This is a genomic window from Arthrobacter sp. AFG7.2 (assembly GCF_002892835.1).
Taxonomy (GTDB): Bacteria; Actinomycetota; Actinomycetes; order Actinomycetales; family Micrococcaceae; genus Arthrobacter.
On sequence record NZ_PJMB01000004.1, the window covers coordinates 167,279 to 189,284 of the forward strand.

Annotated in this window: 17 protein-coding genes; 8 read left to right on the forward strand and 9 right to left on the reverse strand. The window is 60.0% G+C overall.

The features are described from left to right. Positions 1–29: 29 nt before the first annotated feature. From gyrB to dnaA, 6 genes are all read right to left on the reverse strand, one after another. Positions 30–2,117: a DNA topoisomerase (ATP-hydrolyzing) subunit B gene (gyrB, locus tag CXX84_RS09210; protein WP_102976410.1), complete on the reverse strand. Its 2,088-nt coding sequence runs from the start codon at positions 2,115–2,117 to the stop codon at positions 30–32. 380 nt (positions 2,118–2,497) lie between these two features. Then, positions 2,498–3,058 carry a DUF721 domain-containing protein gene (locus CXX84_RS09215; protein WP_102976411.1) on the reverse strand — a complete coding sequence of 187 codons (561 nt, stop codon included), beginning with the start codon at positions 3,056–3,058 and terminating at the stop codon, positions 2,498–2,500. Further along, positions 3,042–4,253 (reverse strand): DNA replication/repair protein RecF, encoded by a 1,212-nt coding sequence (gene recF, locus CXX84_RS09220; protein ID WP_102976412.1) that lies wholly within the window; start codon positions 4,251–4,253, stop codon positions 3,042–3,044. Before recF ends, CXX84_RS09215 begins: the two co-directional genes overlap by 17 nt. A 45-nt stretch (positions 4,254–4,298) precedes the next feature. Continuing rightward, a complete protein-coding gene (gene gnd, locus CXX84_RS09225) occupies positions 4,299–5,231 on the reverse strand; it encodes a phosphogluconate dehydrogenase (NAD(+)-dependent, decarboxylating) (protein ID WP_262982127.1) in 933 nt (310 codons plus the stop codon). A gap of 48 nt (positions 5,232–5,279) precedes the next feature. Next, positions 5,280–6,404 carry a DNA polymerase III subunit beta gene (gene dnaN, locus CXX84_RS09230; RefSeq protein ID WP_102976414.1) on the reverse strand — a complete coding sequence of 375 codons (1,125 nt, stop codon included), beginning with the start codon at positions 6,402–6,404 and terminating at the stop codon, positions 5,280–5,282. Positions 6,405–6,930: 526 nt separating this feature from the next. Next, positions 6,931–8,355, reverse strand: coding sequence for a chromosomal replication initiator protein DnaA (dnaA, locus tag CXX84_RS09235; protein WP_102976415.1), 1,425 nt, complete (start codon positions 8,353–8,355; stop codon positions 6,931–6,933). 467 nt (positions 8,356–8,822) lie between these two features. Here dnaA and rpmH point away from each other — a divergent pair, with 467 nt between their 5' ends. The 8 genes from rpmH to CXX84_RS09275 all read left to right on the forward strand — a co-directional run bounded on the left by rpmH (position 8,823) and on the right by CXX84_RS09275 (position 14,518). Beyond that, positions 8,823–8,960: a 50S ribosomal protein L34 gene (gene rpmH, locus CXX84_RS09240; protein ID WP_003800212.1), complete on the forward strand. Its 138-nt coding sequence runs from the start codon at positions 8,823–8,825 to the stop codon at positions 8,958–8,960. Positions 8,961–8,999: 39 nt separating this feature from the next. Continuing rightward, entirely contained in the window at positions 9,000–9,410 is a 411-nt protein-coding gene (gene rnpA / locus CXX84_RS09245) for a ribonuclease P protein component (RefSeq protein ID WP_102976416.1), read from the forward strand. Continuing rightward, on the forward strand, positions 9,403–9,798 hold the full coding sequence (yidD, locus tag CXX84_RS09250; RefSeq protein ID WP_189337548.1) for a membrane protein insertion efficiency factor YidD: 396 nt from the start codon (positions 9,403–9,405) through the stop codon (positions 9,796–9,798). The genes rnpA and yidD overlap by 8 nt, the downstream gene beginning before the upstream one ends. Before the next feature lie 15 nt (positions 9,799–9,813). Continuing rightward, positions 9,814–10,785 carry a membrane protein insertase YidC gene (gene yidC / locus CXX84_RS09255; RefSeq protein ID WP_102976417.1) on the forward strand — a complete coding sequence of 324 codons (972 nt, stop codon included), beginning with the start codon at positions 9,814–9,816 and terminating at the stop codon, positions 10,783–10,785. Beyond that, entirely contained in the window at positions 10,785–11,351 is a 567-nt protein-coding gene (locus tag CXX84_RS09260; protein ID WP_102976418.1) for a protein jag, read from the forward strand. Before yidC ends, CXX84_RS09260 begins: the two co-directional genes overlap by 1 nt. Positions 11,352–11,372: 21 nt before the next feature. Beyond that, a complete protein-coding gene (gene rsmG / locus CXX84_RS09265; RefSeq protein ID WP_102976419.1) occupies positions 11,373–12,023 on the forward strand; it encodes a 16S rRNA (guanine(527)-N(7))-methyltransferase RsmG in 651 nt (216 codons plus the stop codon). Positions 12,024–12,112: 89 nt separating this feature from the next. Next, positions 12,113–13,180 carry a ParA family protein gene (locus CXX84_RS09270; protein WP_317614950.1) on the forward strand — a complete coding sequence of 356 codons (1,068 nt, stop codon included), beginning with the start codon at positions 12,113–12,115 and terminating at the stop codon, positions 13,178–13,180. A gap of 63 nt (positions 13,181–13,243) precedes the next feature. After that, the gene (locus CXX84_RS09275; protein ID WP_102976420.1) at positions 13,244–14,518 is read left to right on the forward strand and encodes a ParB/RepB/Spo0J family partition protein; all 1,275 of its coding nucleotides are present in this window, start codon (positions 13,244–13,246) and stop codon (positions 14,516–14,518) included. Between the two features lie 4,313 nt (positions 14,519–18,831). On the opposite strand, the gene trxA is transcribed toward CXX84_RS09275, so the two are convergent. The 3 genes from trxA to CXX84_RS19125 form a co-directional block, all read right to left on the reverse strand. Beyond that, entirely contained in the window at positions 18,832–19,158 is a 327-nt protein-coding gene (gene trxA, locus CXX84_RS09280; RefSeq protein ID WP_102976421.1) for a thioredoxin, read from the reverse strand. Between the two features lie 33 nt (positions 19,159–19,191). Beyond that, positions 19,192–20,148: a thioredoxin-disulfide reductase gene (gene trxB / locus CXX84_RS09285; protein WP_102976422.1), complete on the reverse strand. Its 957-nt coding sequence runs from the start codon at positions 20,146–20,148 to the stop codon at positions 19,192–19,194. A gap of 274 nt (positions 20,149–20,422) precedes the next feature. After that, the gene (locus CXX84_RS19125; RefSeq protein ID WP_189337549.1) at positions 20,423–22,000 is read right to left on the reverse strand and encodes an ABC transporter substrate-binding protein; all 1,578 of its coding nucleotides are present in this window, start codon (positions 21,998–22,000) and stop codon (positions 20,423–20,425) included. Between the last annotated feature and the right edge of the window lie 6 nt (positions 22,001–22,006).

Consider the following 22,006-nt stretch of genomic DNA (forward strand, 5'->3'; position numbering starts at 1 on the left):
CAGGATCCGAATATGAGGAAGAGGGCTTCCTAGATATCGAGGAACCTGACGTCCTTGGCGTTCTGCTGGATGAAGTTGCGGCGGGACTCCACGTCCTCGCCCATCAGGACCGAGAAGATCTGGTCCGCGGCGAGGGCGTCGTCCATGGTCACCTGGAGCAGCGTGCGGTTGTCCGGATCCATGGTGGTGTCCCACAGTTCGGTGTAATCCATTTCGCCGAGTCCCTTGTAGCGCTGGATGCCGTTGTCCTTGGGGATACGGCGTCCGGCGGCCTGGCCGGCTACGAGTTTTGCGTCCCGTTCACGGTCGCTGTATACGTAGTCGTGGGCGGCGTTGGACCACTTGATGCGGTACAGGGGAGGCTGGGCCAGGTAGACGTAACCGTTCTCAATCAGGGGCCGCATGTAGCGGAACAGCAGCGTCATCAGCAGGGTGGTGATGTGCTGGCCGTCCACGTCGGCGTCTGCCATCAGGACGATCTTGTGGTACCGCAGCTTGGAGAGGTCGAAGTCCTCACCAATGCCCGTACCGAATGCAGTAATCATGGACTGGACTTCGGCGTTGCCGAGCGCTTTATCCAGGCGGGCGCGTTCCACGTTCAGGATCTTTCCGCGCAGGGGCAGGATGGCCTGGGTTTCGGGGTTGCGGCCTCGCTTGGCTGAACCGCCGGCGGAGTCGCCCTCCACGATGTAGACCTCGCATTTTTCGGGGTTCTTCGAGGAGCAGTCGGAGAGCTTGCCGGGCATGCCGAAGGACTCCAGCGGGCTCTTCCGGCGGGCATTGTCCCGTGCCTTGCGGGCGGCCATCCGTGCCTGGGCTGCGGAGATTGCCTTCCGGATGACGTCCCGGGCCGGGCCGGGGTTTCGCTCCAACCAGTCGCCCAGGCCGTCGGTAACCACGCGCTGCACGAAGCCCTTGACTTCAGAGTTTCCGAGCTTGGTCTTGGTCTGGCCTTCAAACTGGGGTTCGGCCAGTTTTACCGAGATGACAGCGGTAAGGCCTTCGCGGATGTCGTCACCGGTCAGGTTGTCGTCTTTTTCCTTGATGATGCCCTTTTCCCGCGCGTAGCGGTTGATCAGGGATGTCATGGCGGCACGGAAGCCCTCTTCGTGGGTGCCGCCCTCATGGGTATTGATGGTGTTGGCGTACGTGTGCACGCTTTCGGAGTAGGCGTTGGTCCACTGCATCGCCATTTCCAGGGCGATTTTTCGCTCTTTGTCCTCGGTTTCGAAGGCAATGACGTCCTCGTGGACTACTTCCACCTTCTTGCCGGAGTTCAGGTGCTTGACGTAGTCCAGCAGGCCTTCGTCGTACTGGTAGACCACTGTGCGGTGCTCGGCACTGACTTCGCCTTCGGTGACCATGCCGTCCAGGTCCAGGTCGGCGTCGGCTTCGTCCTCGGTGGAGGTGCGCTCGTCCGTGAGCGTGATGCGAAGTCCCTTGTTAAGGAAGGCCATCTGCTGGAAGCGGGCGCGGAGCGTTTCGAAGTCGAACTCGGTGACCTCGAAAATAGTGGGGTCCGGATAGAACGTTTGGGTGGTGCCGGTGCGGTCTGTTTCCTCGCCTTTAACCAGGCTGCCCTGGGGCTTGCCGCCATCTGCGAAAGACATTCGCCAGACGTGGCCCTGGCGGCGAACCTCGGTATCGACCCTGCTGGAGAGAGCGTTCACCACGGAAATACCGACGCCGTGGAGGCCGCCGGAAACGGCGTATCCGCCGCCGCCGAACTTGCCGCCGGCGTGCAGGATGGTCATAACCACTTCAACGGTGGGCTTGTGTTCGGTGGGGTGCATGTCCACGGGGATTCCGCGGCCGTCGTCAACCACCTTCACGCCGCCGTCGGCCTGCAGGACAACCTCGATGTGCGTGCAATAGCCGGCGAGGGCTTCATCCACGGAGTTATCTACAACTTCATACACCAAATGGTGGAGACCACGCGGCCCTGTGGAGCCGATGTACATGCCCGGCCGCTTGCGGACCGCTTCCAGGCCTTCAAGGACAGTGATATCGCTGGCACCGTACTCAGGCCGCGTCTCCGGGGCGGCCGGGGTATCGGGCGTCCGGGCATCCTCGACTGCGGGTTCAGCTGCCAGAATATCTGTATTGTCGTTAGCCACAGGCGCTGTCGACTCCTCTGTTCTCGATGATGGCCGGCCGATTCCTCCCCTGGTTACATCAGGAGAGTCGTCCGCCAACAGGCACAAACTTGTAGCGCCGGTGTCCTGTTGAGAGTAAATCCGCACCCCGTGCCTGATGCACACGGAAAACGGACTCAGTCAACGTTCCACCCGCGCCCAGTTATCTACAACGATTCTACCGCGCGGGTGCGGATTTCCCCGCATTCCAGGGCGGTCGCGGGAGGGCGGCTTGCCCATGCAAGGCCGCTGGCCGCACCTAGGGCGCGCTGGCAGTACGCCCTCCGGGTGCCTATACACCAACCGGCCCCTGCAGGGCTCTACACGCCGTTAGGCCGATTTTCAAGAGTCTGTCGCCGGCGCTACCCGTAAGTGTCGCGCGGGCCGCGGCCATTAACGGACCGGCCCCCTTTGCGCCAACTTGGCGCAGCAGGGCCCAGAACCTGGATCTTTGTCACCACGCCCTCGCCCAGTTCCACCCGGAACTTGTCCAAAAGGCTGGTGCTGAGGAGCCGCAACTGCGTGGCCCAGGCTGTTGAGTCGCACCGGACATGCAGTGTGGTGTCAGTAAAGCTCTCGGGGGTGCAATGGGCGGAAATTTCAGGACCCACCAGGGTGGGCCACTCGGCCATGACGGATCCAACCGCCACGGGCGACGTCCAGCCCCGTTCTGCCACGAGGCGACCCACCACCTTGCCCAGGCCGAGCGGATCACGGCCACTGGCATGGAACTGGCTGAAGCCGCGGGTATCCCTGATACCTTTTTTGGTTTTCGCGGCGCCCGGCCGTGAGGCCGACCTGCGGATCTCCCCTCGCGCCGCAGCCGCTTCCCGCATCCTGTTCAGGGCCACCTGGGGAGCATCGATGTTGTCGGGATCGCGGCCGGGCTGCAGCCCGCCGCCCTTTTCACTGTCCCTGCTCATCAATACCTCCCGGGATGACTTTCACCCGCCGTCCGGACAGCTCTTCCGGGATATCGGCGTCGACGGCGGCAGTCACCAGGACCTGTTCCGCGCCGGAGACTATTGCGGCCAGTTTACGCCTGCGCTGGACGTCCAGCTCGGCAAAAACGTCGTCGAGGATCAGGATCGGAGCCGAACCTCCGGTGCGGGTATCGTCCAGCATCACGTAGTACGACGCCAGCCGAAGCGAAAGGCACATCGACCACGTCTCACCGTGGGATGCGTAGCCCTTGGCAGGCGCCTGGCCAAGGATGAGTTCCAGCTCGTCGCGGTGCGGCCCCACCAGGGAGATGCCCCGTTCGATGTCTTTGCGGCGGGAGTCTGCAAACGCCTTGACGTACCGTTCCGTCAGCTGTTCCACAGACAAGGGCCGCAGGTCCTCCACCACTGCCGGGGTACTCCCGGCTCCGTTACCGGCAGCGCGCATAAGGGGCGCGCCGTCGTCGTCCATCTGGTTTTGGAGGGTGGAACGGTAGACGGCGTCGGCAGGTTTGGATGCGTCAGTCAGCTCTGCGTACGCGCGTCCCAGGTGGGGGCGGAGGCGTTCCACCAGTTCGAGCCGCGCGTGCAGCAGTTCAGCACCGGCTTTGGCCATGTGCTGGTCCCACACATCGAGGGTGGCTTCGTGGGCCGGCGTGAACCTGCCGGCCCGGGCAGATTTCAGCAGGGCATTGCGTTGCTTCAAGACCCGGTCATAATCGCTGCGTGTCGCCGCATGGTGCGGAATGAGGCTGGCAAGCAGTTCGTCAAGGAACCGGCGGCGGCTGGAGGGATCTCCTTTCACCAGGGCCAGGTCTTCCGGGGCGAAGAGCACCGTCTGGCAAATCCCGAGCAGGTCGCGGGCGCGCACCGGGTTGCTGCGGTTGATCCTTCCGCGGTTGGCCCGGCCGGCGTTGATCTCGAGTTCCAGGACCGTCACCTGCCCGCCCCGTACCAGGCGGGCCCTGACCAGCGCGCGGTCAGTCCCGAACCGCAGCAGGGGTGCGTCGGAGCTGACGCGGTGTGAACTCAGGGTCGCCAGGTACCCGATGGCCTCCATCAGGTTGGTTTTGCCAATGCCGTTGTATCCCACCAGGACGGTCACACCCGGACCCAGGGCAAGGTCAACCTGGGCGTAACTGCGAAAGTCAGTCAGGGAGAGGTGTTCTAGGTACACGCGGTTTTCGGCAATTCTGGGAAGCCTGCGGTTCCCGGCTGGATGCTACTTGGCGGGGCGGGTGGCGTGGCCGCCGAACTGGTGGCGCAGTGCGGACACCATCTTCATGGCCGGCGAGCTGTCCTCACGGGACTCGAACCGGGCAAACAGTGCAGCAGTGATAGCCGGTGCCGGAATTGCATTGGCAATAGCTTCTTCCACGGTCCACCGGCCCTCCCCGGAGTCCTCGACGTAATCGTCGATGTTCTGCAGGCCCGGATCCTCGTCGAGTGCCTTGACCAGCAGGTCCAGCAACCACGATCGGACCACGGTGCCCTTTTGCCATGCGCGGAACGTCCCGGGGAGATCACTGATGATGTCTTTTGACGCCAGCAACTGATAGCCCTCTGCGTAGGCCTGCATCAGACCGTACTCGATTCCGTTGTGGACCATTTTTGCGTAGTGCCCGGCGCCAATTCCGCCCACGTGGACAAAGCTGTCCTCGCGGTCGCCTTCCGGCCGCAGCGCATCAAAGACGGGAAGTGCACGTTTGATATCGGCTGCATCGCCGCCTGCCATGAGACCGTAGCCGTTCTCAAGTCCCCACACACCACCGGATACACCGCAGTCCACAAAGTGGATTCGCTTGGCCGCAAGGAGTTCGCCGTGCTTCTGGTCTTCCGTGAACCTCGAGTTGCCGCCGTCAATGACCAGGTCACCTTCACTGAGCTTCCCGCTCAGTTCGGTGATGACGGCATCCGTGACGTCACCGGCCGGCACCATGACCCAGACGAGCCTCGGCGTGGGAACGGCGGTAAGCAGTTCATCAATGGAGGCCACATCCGTGACCTCCGGATTACGGTCATATCCGGTGACCTCAACGCCGCCCTTGCGCAGCCGCTCGCGCATGTTGAATCCCATTTTGCCAAGGCCGATCAGTCCAATGTGCATGGTGCGGGTTCTCTTTCTGCATTGGGGTGGCGGTGGTTGGGGCCCCATCGGCGAGGGACCCGGCCTGAGCTTGCGAAGGCTGGGAGCCGATGGGGACTAGTTGGGAAGGCGGACCGGCATCACCAGGTAGCGGTAGTCATCCTGGTCCTCGCCGTCGGCCTCTGCCTGGGCCGTGATCATCGCGGGTTTTGGTGCAGTGGTGAAGGAGAACCGGACGAACTTGGTTTCGATCACGCTCAGGCCCTCCACCAGGTAGTGGGGGTTGAACGCCACAGTGATGTCGTCGCCGGAAAGCTGTGCTTCCAGTTCCTCGGAAGCCTGGGCATCTTCTCCTGTGCCGGCATCCAGGTTCAACTGGCCCTGCGTGAAGGCCAGCCGTACAGGGGTGTTGCGTTCAGCCACGAGGGACACACGGCGCACTGCTTCGACGAGTTCCTGGGTCTGGACTGTGGCGTGGATGGGAGTTGAGTCCGGGAACAGCGACCGGATCTTGGGATAATCGCCATCAACCAGCAGTGAGGTGGTGGTTCGCCCGCCACTTTCGAAGCCGATCAGGCGGCTCTCGTCGTCCGCGAGGGCGAGGTTGATGTCGCCGCTGTTGCCGAGGGTCTTGGCGACTTCATTGAGTGTTTTTGCCTTGACCAGGGCGCTGGTGGAAATTCCGGGGGTGACCGGTTTCCAGGGGACTTCGCGCATGGCGAGCCGGTAGCGGTCGGTGGCCAAAAGCGTAATGAGGTCGTCCTCGATTTCCATCCGGACGCCGGTGAGGATCGGAAGGGTGTCGTCCTTGCTCGCGGCAATGATCACCTGCGACACCGCCTGGGCAAAGGAATCACCGGGAACGGTTCCGCTGATGGCCGGAAGTGCAGGAAGCGGCGGGTACTCGGCTTCCGGCATGGTAGCCAGGTGGAAGCTGCTTCGACGGCAGGTGAGAGTCACCTTGTTGCCGTCGGTTTCGACGTCAACGGGGGCCGAAGGCAGGCTGCGGCAGATGTCAGCGAGGAGCCGGCCGGACACCAGGATGGTGCCTTCGTCCCGGATATCAGCGGTGATTTCGAGGCGGGCGGACGTCTCATAGTCGAAGCTCGAAAGGCTGACCGTGCCTGCTTCAGCCTTGAGGAGGAGGCCGGAGAGGACGGGGACGGGCGGCCGCGGAGACAACGAGCGGGCTGTCCAGGTGACGGCTTCTGCCAGGACGTCCCGATCGACTCTGAACTTCACGGAAGGGTGCCGCCTTTCATTGCTGCTGCGATTGGTGTTCCGGAAACTTCCCACAGGAAGTCACACAAGGAGGTGCCCCGGCACCGGGAAGGTGCATGGTCCGTGCTGTCTGGGCCACGCAGAAACCCAAGGATGGGAGCGCTGCTGACAGCTTAGCCGGAAGATCAGCGATTAACCCATCCCCCTTCGGCAGCCCAAGGTCCATTGGGGCCGCTGGCCTCCCGGTGCGGTGCGGGAGATCGATCTTGTTATTTGAGGGACTTCAAATTTTTGGGATTAGTAGTGTTAATAACTGCTGTGGAAACTGTGGATAACTCTCCCTCGCCGCGGAATCGGGCGGTTAAGCCCTGTTCATGGACTGTGGGTGGGGGAGGTTTTAAACAGGGTGTGGATGGGGACAACATTTTTTGCGATTTTTGGAATCCACAGGCACCTTAAGGGTTTTAAGCCCATTAACCGCGGTTGTCCCCTTAACTATCCACAGGCTTATCCACATGCACCTGTTAATAAGGTATGAGTGCGCCGGCTAGGAGTCGCGCTGCTGCTGCTTGATCCGGTTGGTCAGTTCAGTCACCTGGTTGTAAATCACTCGGCGCTCGGCCATCAGTTCGCGGATCTTCCTGTCGGCATGGATCACGGTGGTGTGGTCGCGGCCGCCAAGTTCCTGTCCGATCTTTGGCAGCGACATGTCCGTGAGCTCCCGGCAGAGGTACATGGCGATCTGGCGTGCGGTCACCAGGGTGCGGGTCCGGGATTTGCTGCACAGTTCTTCCATGCTGAGCTTGAAGTAGTCGGCGGTCTGCTGGAGGATCTGGCTGGAGGTGATCTCCTGGGCGCCGTCGTCCGTGATGAGGTCCTTGAGGACCATTTCCGCCAGGGCAACATCCACTGCCTGGCGGTTGAGGCTGGCAAATGCAGTGACGCGGATCAGGGCGCCTTCGAGTTCGCGGATATTGCTGGAAATTTTGGATGCGATGTACTCGAGGGCGTCGTCCGGAGCGGACAGCCCTTCGCTGAGTGCCTTTTTCCGGAGGATGGCGATCCGGGTTTCGAGTTCCGGGGGCTGGATGTCGGTGAGCAGGCCCCACTCGAAGCGGGACTTCATCCGGTCCTCGAACCCTGCCAGCAGCTTGGGCGGCTGGTCGGAGGTGATGACAACCTGCTTGTTGTTGTTGTGCAGGGAATTGAACGTGTGGAAGAACTCCTCCAGCGTCCGGTCCTTGCCCGCGAGGAACTGGATGTCGTCAATGAGCAGCACATCGACATTGCGGTACGTGGTCTTGAAGCTTGCACCTTCATCGTCACGGATGGAGTTGATGAAGTCGTTGGTGAACTCTTCGGAGTTGACGTACCGCACACGGATTCCGCTGTAGAGCCGGCGGGCATAGTGGCCGATGGCATGCAGGAGGTGCGTCTTACCCAGCCCGGAGTCGCCGTAGATGAACAGCGGGTTGTACGCCTTGGCAGGAGCTTCAGCAACTGCGACAGCAGCAGCGTGGGCAAATCTGTTGGACGAACCAATGACGAAGGTATCGAAGACGTATTTCGGATTCAGCCGGCCGAACTCATGTGAGGTGCTGGGCAGCATTGGCTGCGGCTTCTGCTCAATGAGCTGGTCCGGAGAGAAGGAAGGTTCGACGACGACGGGCTCGGGTTCGACGTGAATGGGAACCAGATCGGTATCAACGTCGATGGCGCAGCGGATGTCCTCGGAAAAGACGTTGTGCAAAGCGTCGTCCAGGGCGTCCTTGACCTGGGTCTGCAGTACTTCGCGGGTGAGCTCATTCGGCACCGCCACCAGGAGGGTGGATCCGATCAGGCCCTGGGCTTGCGCAAGGATGACAAAGCCACGCTGCCGCGGTGAAACACGGTGGTCCTGTTCGAGAAGGCTGACAACTCGCCGCCAGGAACTTCCGACAGTATTGGCGTGGTTGGCTTCGTCTACTGTCATCAATCGGTTCCCTCAAAACTTGCTCTGCCTGCATTGCCTGCAGCCGCAAGTCTTGAACCAGGATGGGTTCAGCTTCATCCACAGGGTTATGCACAGCACGTGGATAATCGGCTACTGAGCCACTCTAGGGGATGAAAAGCCTAGAAGATAGCTGGCAAGTAGCTTGTGGATAATTACACTGGTGTGGTTATGAAAACGGTGCTGTGAGCCAGTTCATCCACAGGCTTGGGCATCAGGTTAGACACAGCTGGGGATAGCGGTTGGGGGGTCTTCCGGTTTGACTCCAGGGCTTAAATTGCCCTAACGTTGTGAAGTCCTTTGTGTCCGCTTTTTGGCCCCATCTGAATCGCTTGAGCGCAGTTCGCTTAAGCAGCCGGGGGAAGCGTGCATATACAAAACTTAGCGTCGGCCAGTTCTTCCCCATACTGATCGGGTGGGCGCACCTTTGATCCACTGGAGTAACTAACGTGAGCAAGCGGACTTTTCAGCCGAATAACCGCCGTCGAGCCAAGAAGCACGGCTTCCGCCTTCGTATGCGTACCCGTGCCGGCCGCGCCATCCTGGCAGCCCGTCGTGGCAAGGGCCGTACCGAGCTGTCGGCCTAAATACTGACTCGTCGGTAATCATTTCTTTGCGAGTTTAAGGTGCTGGCCACCCGTAACCGTTTAAGGACTGCAACCGATTTTTCAACAACTGTACGTTCCGGTGTCCGCAATGGACGCCGGAACGTAGTGTTATATGCGGCAGCTATTGCTGCCGACGAACCCAGCCGGATCGGGTTCATCGTTTCCAAGGGTGTAGGGAACGCTGTGGTCAGGAACCTCGTTAAGAGGAGACTGAGAGAAGCAGGTGCTGCCTCGCTGCGCGAGCATGCTACCGGGCTTGCCATAGTGGTGCGGGCTCTTCCTGCGTCCGCAACAGCAAGCTGGGACCAGCTGCTGTCGGATTACAATGCCGCACTGGAAGCGACGACAACCCGGCTGGCAAGCCGCCCTGCAAGGGCTGCTGCCAAGGATTCGGCCGGTACAACACAGGAGGGGACACCGCGTGCGTAACGCCACCGCCGTCGTCGTTCCTTTTCTCCATAGTGGTGCCATTGCCGTGGGCCTGTTCCTCTGGAACCTGCCCAGGAACGTTCTCATTCTTCTTCTCAAGGCCTACCGCAAGGTGGTTTCGCCCTTGTACGGCCAGGTGTGCCGGTTCTTCCCTTCATGCTCGGCCTATGCGCTGGAAGCTGTGACTGTCCATGGCGCCGTCAAGGGAAGCTGGCTCGCTGTCCGGCGCCTTGGCCGCTGCCACCCCTGGAATGCCGGCGGTGTGGATCACGTCCCCGCCGGCCATCGGGAATGGCCGGAGCACCAGACCCCCACAATTGTTGTGCTGAACAACCCGGACAAGTACCTGGCTGCTCGGACTGATGGAGAAGGCCGCAGTGCGGCCTGACGAATAGGGATAAGTATGGACTTCTTTGAAACAATCATGTTTCCGTTCAAATGGCTTGTGTCCATCATCATGGTGGGATTCCATGAGGGACTGAGCACCATTGGCATGCCGGAAGCCTCCGGCTGGACCTGGACTCTGTCCATTATCGGCCTGGTGCTGGTGATCCGTGCCGCCCTTATCCCTGTGTTCGTGAAGCAGATCAAAGCCCAGCGCGGCATGCAGCTCCTCCAGCCCGATCTGAAGAAGCTCCAGGACAAGTACAAGGGCAAAACTGACCAGCTGTCCCGCCAGGCGATGGCGCAGGAACAGATGGCCATGTACAAGAAGCACGGGACCAACCCGTTTTCCGCGTGCCTGCCCATGCTGATCCAGATGCCATTCTTCTTTGCGCTGTTCACCGTACTGTCGGGTATCTCAACTGCGAGCCGTGACGGCAAGGGCATTGGGGCCATGAGCCCCGAACAGGTAGTCCAGTTCGATGACTCCACGATTTTTGGCGCCACGCTGTCCGCGTCGCTGCTGCACGGCGGTGACGGAAACCAAACTGCAGTGTGGATCCTTTCCATCCTGATGATCCTTGCCATGACCGCCTCGCAGTTCATCACGCAAAAGCAGATCATGGCCAAGAACATGTCTGAAGAAGCCATGGCCAGTCCGTTCATGCGCCAGCAGAAGATGATGCTCTACATCCTGCCCATCGTCTTTGGTGTTGGCGGCATCAACTTCCCCATCGGTGTCCTGATCTACTGGACCACCACAAACCTGTGGACCATGGGACAGCAGTTCTTTGTTATCCGCCGTATGCCCACGCCGGGATCCCCCGCCGCCAAGGCCCTCGCCGAGCGCCGTGCAGCCAAGGGCCTCCCTGCCCTCTCGATCCTCAGCGGTAAGAAGGACGAGGACGCCGACGCTGCTGCTGCCGCTGCCGTGGCCCAGGCCAAGGGACAGCGTGTCCAGCCCCAACGCAAGAACAGGAAGAAGAAGTAATGTCTGCCGAGAGCACCGAACACGCCCTTTCCGACGAGATCATCGACGATCAGGACGCCTCCGGGAACGAGGAGACTTCGTCGCCCAAGGGTTCCACGTCCAGTCGCCTGGAAGAGGAGGGGGACGTTGCCGCGGATTACCTCGAGGAATTGCTGGACATCGCCGACATCGATGGAGACATCGATATTGAGGTCCGAAACGGCCGCACCTACATCTCCATCGTGACCGAGGAAGAATCTGACGCTTTGGATAACCTGGTGGGTGAGGACGGTGAAGTCCTCGAAGCCCTTCAGGAACTGACCCGGCTCTCTGTGCTGTCCGCAACGGAAAACCGCTCGCGACTGGTGCTGGACATCAATGGATACCGGCAGGAGCGTACGGGTCACCTGCAAAAGATTGCGGAGGACGCGGCAGCATCCGTGAAGGAAAGCGGCAATCCAGTAGCACTGGAACCGATGAGTGCTTACGAGCGGAAGATCGTCCATGACGCTGTCGCTGACCTGGGGCTCGTCAGCGAGTCCGAGGGCGAAGGCGCCGGACGCCACATTGTTGTATCCGCAGACTAGGGAATGGCTGATCCGCTAATAATGGTTGACATCACGGCAGCTGAACTTGCGGCCGCCGAGAAAATCTTCGGTGACCGGTTGGACCTGGCAAAACGCTATGTGGAACACCTGGCGACGTCCGGCACTGAGCGCGGCCTGATCGGACCGCGTGAAATTCCCCGCCTTTGGAGCCGGCACGTCCTCAACTGCGCTGTCATCGAGAGCGAGATCCCCGAGGGCAGTCGTGTGGCGGACGTTGGCAGCGGTGCCGGTTTGCCCGGTCTATGCCTTGCCATTGCCCGTCCTGACCTTGACCTGACCCTGATCGAGCCCCTGGAACGCAGGGTCATCTGGCTCCAGGAAGTGGTTGACGATCTGGGGCTGGATAATGTCACGGTGATGCGGACCCGGGCTGAACTTGCCGTTGGGCACGTGGAAGCGGATGTGGTGACGGCCAGGGCAGTATCCGCCTTGAGCAACCTGGCCGGCCTCACTATTCCGCTTCTTGCCGGCAAGGGTGAAGTGGTGGCTATTAAGGGCCGCAGCGCAGCGGAGGAAATAGAAAAGGCTGCCAAGACCATCCGCAAACTCGGTGGCGTTGAAACTACGGTTCTCACTGTTGGTGAGCACCTTCTGGCGGAACCCACCACCGTGGTACGCATCGTTGTAAACAAGTCCCAAAAGAAGGCCTAGCCCAGGCCCGGTGACCTAACTCTGGCCGGTCCAGCAGTTAGGCTAGACAGCGGCAGCAAATTTGGCTGAACGAGAGTGAGTGTGCCCCAGTGACCAGTAGCGAAGCCTCCACACAACGGATACCCCCGTTTGTGTCTTTGGGGTCAGCACGTTCCGTCGCTGGCGCCATGGGAACGCCCGCGCGGGACGGGAATCACCCGAAAAGAGTTTCAGGGGCCTCGAAGTCACCAGCGGTTTCACGTGAAACAACCGGTGCTGCCAAGTCCAACGTTATCGACGCAATCGACGACTCGAGTCCTATCGCCCGCGAGTTGGCGCATGAAACGAAACGGCGTGAGCGGCTGGTAGGGCGGCAGTTGCCCCGACCTGAGAACACCCGTATCTTCACAGTCTCGAATCAAAAGGGCGGTGTCGGGAAGACCACTACCACCGTGAACATCGCTGCTGCTCTGGCGGCCGCAGGACTCAACGTCCTGGTGATAGATATTGATCCGCAGGGCAATGCCTCCACCGCCCTTGGGATTGAGCATCACGCCGACGTGGACAGCATCTATGACGTCCTGATCAATGACGTCCCCCTTGCTGACGTAGTGGCGCCTTGCCCGGACATCGGAAACCTGATCTGTGCGCCTGCAACCATCCATCTGGCCGGCGCTGAGATTGAGCTGGTCTCCCTGGTGGCCCGCGAGCAGAGGCTTCGGCGAGCCATCGACGTTTACGCTAAGGCGCGCGAGAAGAATGGCGAGCAGAGGCTCGACTACATCTTTATTGACTGCCCGCCCAGCCTCGGCCTCCTGACTGTCAACGCCTTCTGTGCTGCCAATGAGGTACTTATCCCTATCCAGTGTGAGTACTACGCACTCGAAGGACTGAGCCAGCTCCTCAAGAACATCGAGATGATCCAGAAGCACCTGAATGCTGATCTTGAGGTTTCGACCATCCTCTTGACGATGTATGACGGCCGCACCAACCTCGCTGCGCAGGTCGCAGCTGAGGTGCGCCAGCACTTCCCGGACCAGGTGTTGTCTGCCGTGGTTCCCCGCTCAGTGCGCATCTCAGAGGCTCCGAGCTACCAACAAACTGTGATGACGTACGACCCTTCCTCCAGCGGAGCCCTGTCTTACCTGGAAGCCGCTGCTGAAATAGCAGAGCGCTAAAATCTTTAATCTGCAACGACTGGAGCCCGGCAAGGCCTGGCTCGACCACTGGAGGGATTACCAATGAGCGAGAAGCGACGTGGCCTGGGCCGCGGTCTTGGTGCGCTGATTCCAAGTTCCGCCGCCGCTAACGGGTCGGGCACCTCAACAACCGCCTCGCGTCCGGTAGACCTTTTCTTCCCTGAGGGCCGAAAGAAGACGGAGCCGTCGGAGGATACAGTCGAACCCCAGCCGGCAAGAAACTCAGCGGAAAAGCGTGGTGCTGCTCCTGCCGCCAAATCCTCTACCGCCAAATCCGGTCCCAGCAAGGGTTCAACTGCTGGATCCACGTCCCCTAAGGCTGGACCTGCAGGCACGTCTGCGGACACGGAGGCAGCGGTGAAGCCACCTAGCTCCTCCGTAGAAGCTCCTGAGGTGGATCAGGAGCCAACGGTCCGCTCCTTGGATGCTGTGGCTGAAGTGATGGAGGAGCGACTCGACGAGCCGGCGTGGAATGACAATGGCGTGCAGTTGGTCGAAGTCCCAGGAGCACGCTTTGCCGAAATATCCGTCTCGGACATTCATCCCAACCGGAAACAGCCCCGGTCCGTCTTCGATGAAGACGACATGGCGGAGCTCGTTCACTCCGTCCGCGAAATCGGCGTTCTCCAGCCAATTGTGGTGCGGAAGTCGACCGAAGACGGTAGTGAACCGTACGAGTTGGTTATGGGTGAGCGCAGGTGGCGGGCAGTTCAGGCCGCTGGCCTGGACACCATTCCTGCAATTGTCAGGGACACCACTGATGATGACCTTCTCCGCGATGCGCTGTTGGAGAACCTGCACCGGAGCCAGCTCAACCCTCTGGAAGAGGCCGCGGCATACCAACAGCTCCTTGAGGACTTCGGGACCACGCATGAGCAACTGGCCGACCGTATTGGCCGCTCTCGTCCTCAGGTGTCGAATACACTCCGGCTCCTCAAGCTGCCCCCGTTGGTACAACGCCGTGTTGCTGCCGGCGTTCTCTCTGCCGGTCACGCCCGTGCGCTCCTGGGCCTTCCTGACGCTGCTGCAATGGAGCGACTTGCTCAAAGGATCGTTGCGGAGGGTATGTCAGTCCGGGCAACTGAAGAAGCGGTGACGCTTTACCAAGATCCCACCAAACCGGCGAAGAACAATATTCCGCGTCCAGGTGCGCGCCACGAACGGTTGGATTACCTGGCGTCGTCGCTATCTGACCGGCTGGATACAAACGTGAAGATCTCCCTGGGTGTTCGCAAGGGAAAAGTGAGCATTGAATTTGCGAGCGTGGAAGACCTGAACCGCATCATGGAGGTCCTGGCCCCCGGCCAGAGTTCCTAGTTCTGGCTTTTTCGAAGGTGGTCCGGTTCACGGTGAACCGGACCATTTTTTTCGTCTTGAGGGACCAAGCGCGTCGTTTAGGTCCTGCCGACAACGTCCGATAGCTCAGCGGCTGTCACAGTCGGGTCTAAGTACATGTTCGCCGTCCCGATGCTTTGCGAAAGTTCATCCAATTGCGAACGCCCAAGGCATCTATCCCGAAAATGAGAATACTCGCCATCCGCGAGTGGTGTCTCCCCCGGCACGTGGGGACCCTTTGGTTTCTGACGGGCCGTATGCTGTGGATCGAAGTATCTCATAACCCTCCTACTTCGCTACCTACTCAATTACGACACCTACCAAGGCTCCGGAGAGTTCTCCGTCACGCCACGCGCAGACTGGCGTGCGCGTGTTTCACGTGAAACGAGACCGCTCCTAGATAACTGAGGACAGAATTTGAATGTCCACGGACGTAGTGATGCCCGCACATATCGACTGCGCCCCCAATAGTGTGTCCGTCGTGTGCCGCTTTCGTGAAGGCGCGATCCGCCCGCCTGAAAAAACGCAGATTGACTAAAATTGTACCTGGAGGCCCTTGCTACACCCTTCACAGCTGGTGGAAGTTCCCAAAGGTGTAATAGCGGCCTAACTGGGACTTCTCATTCGGCACGGATTAGCACCTTCACGATGATTTGCGGTTGATTCTAGGGGGCGAGCTAGGTCCGTAAGGAAGTGGCACCTTCCGGGTACGGATGTTTCACGTGGAACAATCGCTCGCGCGCTCCCCATCTATTCGGTCTGTGTACCTGTACATCGGCCTTGAGCAGCCCAGGCAGCCTCAGCTTCTTCCGTAGGTGCACATCTGAGGGAGGCAGTTATCGTGGCACTAAACGTTTTAGCGCGCCCATAGCAGCGCGCTGTAGTCCTACTACAATTCCTGCACGTGTGCCGCATGGTCGCTTTGCGGCGCGCATCGAGCAGACCGCATGGAACGTCGCTATCCGACTACGCACGAACGCCAGCAGACATGTTCAGCGCTTAGGCTACTCCACATCCTGTTTCACGTGAAACAAACCCCCGTTAGCGCCCCTTGAAATAGCTTTGGCCAGCAGCTGCGGTCGGCCGCTGACGGTAATGCTCGTTAGGTGGAGGACCACTGATCTCAGCGGCGATAATCAAGCTGCGGGGCCGGCACCTGAGATGCTGGATCTGTCAGCACTACGTGCCGATACGACTACTGACAGGCTTCGGGGCAGATACCGGTGAGGCTTGATCCTTAACCACTACGTGATCGGATCGTTTTATGCCCACGCCACTCCACCTCAACCGGATCAAGGGTTGAAACGGCTTCGGCAGCTTAGCCACCCCCGCCCATCGAATCCTTGCTACAGCAGGAAATATTGGCCGCAACTAGAGAGTGCAGCTCCCCTGCATCCGTGGGCGATACGTGGCCAGTGGTCTTCTTTCCACCACGACCTAGATATCCTCCTCGGAGGCGCAGCGAGAGGCGATGGTGGGTGCCAGAGCAGCCAGGCTAGCGGAGAAAGGGTCACCTCTGGGAGGGCTGAACTGTCAAAGGGAATAGGCGGTACCTATTAATCGGGTCAGCAGATTTGGATTCAGCCGACCGATGCGCATGGGAACCGCGGCCTGTCTATCTCGAGTCGTTGGAGCCCGCTGATGCCTCGGAAGAGCGCAGTCGGCTAGCGCTTTTTGTATCCGGCAGCGGTCGCTCGCCTCCGCCTGTAGGCCACGTCTTTTCGGTGGATATCAATGTGGATAACTTTGTGGAGAACTCCCGCCACCCTACGCAGCATTGATGACCTGAATCGAGGCGTGCATTCGTCCTGACTGTCGTCCGTTGAGGGTGGCCCAGGATAAGGCACGGACGTTTCACGTGAAACAGCCTGGCAGGCTCCGGAGGAGCGGATGTGTAATTGTACGGTCGGCGTATATAGGTTGATATGTCGAGTATCTTTAACCCTGAGGGGCTTTCTACAGACAAGGTTTGCTGCCACCGTGGCCGGCGATACCCAGATCACCCGGTGCGGGCAGCTTTGAAGTACGTGAAGACGCAGATTGCAGTGTCGTCTCCGCTGCGAGCTGCCTGTGGATAATGATGTGAATATCTTGGCGTCATCCTGTGGATAAATGTGTGGATACTCACGTCCTCACTAGAGTGAGTCAATGACGAGAACCGGTCCCAGCCCCGAGCAGCCTATGCTTCATCCAATGTAGACAGTGCTTCAGAAGCAGTAAGTCAAAGAAGGGATATAGGGCCAACCGATTGAAAGCACAGTGTGAGCATATATGGACCTCCCCCTTGAAGATGGAACAGGTTAGTGAGAACTGCAAGTATTCCCAGGCAGCAAGGCCGGTGCTTGAGGACTAAAGAATGCGTGGGGTTCCAAGGGTCTGCTCTTTGTCTGCAGGAGAAGTATCGATGGGATTACGGAAGAGCCTCCACACCTGAACATTTCAACTTCGCCACCGGATGGCCAGCCTCCTACACCCTTCTGTCCCCGTATAGGCTTTTGAAGCCCGGTGGGCTGTCTTCGCGCCCGTCTTACGGAGGGTGACGCCTGGCCCCGGCTGACCGCAGCAGGCAATCGCGAAAGGCTAAACCCGACGGCCCCAGTTATCGGCGTCCTCAGCTGCGCGGGCCTACCAGCACTCATCGGCAGTCCCGGGGCGGAACTAGTCCTCCTGTGATGGCCTGATCGCTCAGTGGTTGAATGAGGTTGGTCCGGGGTCCTGTTTCACGTGAAACAGGTGGCCCAATTGGCAGCCGGGATCAGTCTGACAGCGCCAAGGTAAAGGGTGTCTCCACGGGAGCTTGTTTCACGTGAAACAGGAGGCGCGGTTTGGGTGTCGTCACACTTGATGGCCCCGATCTTCCGAACAAGTAGCCATGGGCTCGGTATGCGGCTTGCGCGTGCCGCGGGAGGTTTGGCTACACGATCACGAATGCAGGGTGGAAGAGCGTGTGTGCGCCAGGATGGTGCGGCATGGCCAGCCGAACGTGTTGTAATCCCCTGATGCTCAGCTTCGTAGCGGTACGTACCCGTAACCGTCCTTTTGGGTACGTTCGCGAGTCCACCTCTTCCGGATGCGACGGAGTTCTGGTGCTGCCGCTCCCTGGACTAGGAGCACGGCACGGCAAAGATCCGTCGACTGCGAACTTCGTACAGTAGGCGTAAGCTCGCCAGCCTCTACAGAACGGCACACACAGGCCGCTCCCATGCTCGCTGAGCGCCCGCGTTGGGCGTGGCTGAAACTGCCATGCGGCAGGGTTGTCCCCATGGCCAAACGAGCATGTACTGGCAGCTGCGTCTGAAGCATAGAAGGCACCAAGCGCAGGACATGAGAAATGCGCTCAGGGATCAAAGCTATTCGGGTGCCACCCTACTAGGCATCTTCTGACTTGTTAGGAGTTAGGCGGGTTTTGTCCATATTGCCCATTGTTTGACCAGGAGGATATTCACCCTGAAGGTACAGGGTGGCGATGTGTTTAGAGCAGAATCTGAAGGACAACCGCTGTGAAGGTCCGGGTGGCAGTGGTTTATGGTGAGCCAAAGAGGCAGTAGGCGGCTGGGGACCCTGGCGGTTGCTTGCGTAGACCCACCGCCTATATCAAAGCACTGTTTCACGTGAAACGTCGGCTTCTCTCGGCTGAAATCGCTAGCAATTGCCCTAGGGCGCAGCTTCTCCGCCGAAAAACGAAGCCTTAAACAGCTTTCTCGGTTTGGGGTCAGTCCAAACCGAGAGGTTGGACAGATATGACGTACGTTGACCAAACTGTGTGCAAGGAAGCCGCGAATTTGAGTTGGTACGCCGTGTGGTCCCCGAGACTGCGTTCAAGCGCCTAGGCGGGGCCATGCAGTGGCAAGCCCTTGGGGATTATTCAGCGCAGGCAGGACTGTACGAAGTATGGTCCGTTGCGTGATCTCGGCCGTGCTCTCCCCAAGATTCGGACCGCTTCTTTGCAACGGTCGATGGCAGTCCGGTCATCAGAGGGCTGCTGTTTGTACTGCGACCGTCTGCTTCCCTACAGGAGTTGTGACGTGATTAGCCCGTTCGTCGTGACTCACCCGCTCCTATGAGACATCGTTTCACGTGAAACACCGAACCGAAGATCACGTGTTGACTAGATTCGCCCTGGCTACATCGACCGTTCACGCATGGGATATCTCGTGCCGACACTCTTTTTACACCCGCTATCCGTTGCCAGAGGCATAGCACGAGCATATGCCAGCAGCAGCGTCGTTAAAAGCAAGAAGTGGCCACCACGCCGGGCGGTGGCCACTTCCATAATGCTTGGACTCTGGGTGAAACTACGCCAGGATGTCAGCAAATTCCTTCTCGAAGAACTGCTTCGGCTTGGCCCCGATTACGGTGGACTTTACTTCCCCGCCCTGGAACAGGTACACGGCAGGAATAGATGTAATGCCGTACTCGGCGGCAATACCGGGGTTGTCGTCGACGTTTACCTTAACAACGTCAACTTTCTCGCTGTACTCCACCGAGATCTCATCCAGGATGGGACCCAGTTTTCGGCAAGGTCCACACCACTCCGCCCAAAAATCAACGATAACTGGCTTGTCTGAGGACAAAACGTCCGTGCTGAAACTGGCGTCTGTTACGTCTTTGGCGTTGCTCATAACCTTGTCTCTCTCTTCGGGTAACTGGCGTAATTAGGCTGGCAGGTCTGCGAGGTAGTGCTCGACGTCGATGGCTGCTACGCACCCTGACCCTGAGGCGGTGATCGCCTGGCGGTACGTGGGGTCGACAACGTCTCCGGCTGCAAACACTCCGGGGATGCTTGTTTTGGAGCTTCGGCCTTCTACCGCAATGGTGCCCTCCGGGCTCAAGGTGAGGACGTCCTTGACCAAGTCGGTTCGGGGGTCATTGCCGATTGCAACGAAAACTCCCGTAACCGCGAGATCGGAGACTGTGCCGTCAACGAGGTTCTTCAACGTTAGCCCAGTGACTTTGTCCTGGCCGAGAACATCAACGACGGTACTGTTCCACACGAAGTTGATCTTTTCGTGGGCCAGGGCGCGATCAGCCATGATCTTTGAAGCCTTCAGGGTATCCCGCCGGTGGACAACCGTAACCGACTTCGCGAACTTGGTGAGGAAGAGCGCTTCCTCCATCGCGGAGTCGCCGCCGCCAATGACAGCAATGTCCTGATCCTTGAAAAAGAAACCGTCACAGGTTGCACACCAGCTAACACCGTGGCCGGACAGACGCTTCTCGTTCGGCAGGCCGAGTTCCCGGTAGGCGGATCCCGTCGAAAGGATTACGGCCTTCGCCTGGAAGCTCTCTCCTGTCGCGATGGTCACGGTCTTGATGGGCCCCTCGAGCTGAAGCCCGGTGACGTCCTCGAACTGGATTTCGGTGCCGAAGCGGGCGGCCTGCTTCTCGAAGTTCTCCATCAGGTCGGGACCCATGATCCCCTCGGGAAAACCCGGATAGTTTTCAACGTCGGTAGTGTTCATCAACTCACCGCCGGCAGTGACGGACCCAGCCAGCAACAAGGGCTTGAGGTTGGCGCGGGCAGTGTATACAGCTGCTGTGTAACCAGCCGGGCCGGAGCCGACAATAATGACTTCACGCACGTCGGACGCGGTGGTTTCTGCGATGGTCACTGAACGGTGAACCTCTTCCTTAATTGACGCGCCTCTCCTTGGAGGCCGGCCACATGGCACAACTGTTACTTGTTGCTGAATATTCCGGCGCCGAAACGTCGGCGACCGGCTGGAGGAAAACCAGCAGTCCCCATCTCAGGCACTCGTTCAAGGTTACAGTGCCCTACCTGCAACCCCGTTTGTCACGCGGGACGACCGCTTTTCCTGCCAGCGACAGCGGTACAAATTTCGCCGGACAACAGCGCGTCACTTGAGGGACAACGAAGGACCCGGCCTACTGCACCTTGATTTCCGCGAGTCGGATGCCAAATCCGTAGCGCGTCTTCGGAGCAGCCAGCCTCGGCAGCGAGTTGATGGAGACAATCACGTACTGGGCCTCGACGGGTTCGGCCAAGGGCATGGTCAGGTCGGTAGAAGTAAAGCTGTTCGTTCCTACCGCTTTAGCTCCATCCAGTGAAGGCCGGTCGTTGGTGTACACCGTGATGTTGCCGCCCGAACCACCCAGCTGTGAAAGAGTGATGGAGGAAACGGGCGCGGGCTTCTCAAGCTTCACCACCAGCGGGACGCCTTGGGGCGCCAATCCGCCCCAGTTCTCGGTGGCGAATTCCATGTCGGACCAGAAGCTTGCTGCATTGCCGTCATACGCCCTGACCAGGTCACCGTCAAAGGTGGCAGCGAAGTCGAAGTTCCCCTGCCTGCTGACGCTCTCGATGGCAGGCGGTGCAGCCGGCGGTGCAGATGTGGGCGCCTGCGTGGGAGCGGGGGTCCCTTCGGGGGCGGTGCTGTTGGCGGCCGGTGCGGTGGGTACTGCCTGCGGCTGCGAGGAGAAGAGGCTGCCCAGGTTGGTGACTGCGAAGACAAGCCCTGCGATCAGGACCACGGCCAGCAGCCCGCCGACCAGCCAGCGCATGGATCGTGGTTCGCGGGCAGGTTCCTCGCGGTCGTCGTCGTCATAGCGGCCGTCATCGCTCAAGGACGCCCCGGCGGCGGCAGGTGCAGCAGAGCGTGCGAACACCAGAGACTTTTTCTTCGCTGCTGGCGATGCATCCTCTCGAAGACCGTTTTCCGCAGACTGGCCTTCAGCGTGCGCGTAGTCGTCGTCAGACCAGAGGGAGACCTTCGGCTTTCCCGAGGGCCGGCTTTGAGCCTGTCCGGAGGCCGGGCTGCCGTTGTCCTGCTCCCCTTCCGTCCAGCTGGAACGATTGGTACCAGCACCAGCACCAGCACCAGCACCGGTCCGGGGCGCGGCTCCGGCGCCCGCTGCTCCGCCCACAGCCGCGCCCAGTGCTGCTGCTCCGGTGGCGGATGATCCCTTGGAGGCACGGCCGCTGGACGGTGCGGCTGCAGGACGGGCTGGCGGCTTCGAGGGCACAGCCGGTGCTGCACGGTAGGGATCAACCTGGCTGGCGTGGGTGTCCGAATAATTAATGTAGCCGGCGTCTACGTGGTCTTCATCGTCGTAGGGCTCCGGTTCATGGGACCGTGGCTGCCCAAAGATTTCGCTTCCCAGGGTATCGGTGAAGAACGGTTCAACGTAGGGAGGATTCGATGCAACCACCAGGTCCAGCAAATCGGCAGCCGACGTGTGGTTGGTGATGAGGTAGGTGGCAGCCTCGCTCATGCCGAGGTCCAGGACCTGGACAGTGCCGGGACGTTCGCCGGTGGCTACTTCGCGGGCACTCTGGGCAACCTGTTCGGTATTGCCGGGTCCGGCCACCAGAATGCTGACGGGACGGTTCAGGACCTGATCCACACCATCCAGCACCAGATCGTGGTCGTGCGAGGCCAATACCGTGGCTGTGACCTTGTAGCGGCCCCCCAGTACTGATCCGACATCGATCGGGTTGGACACGTGTTC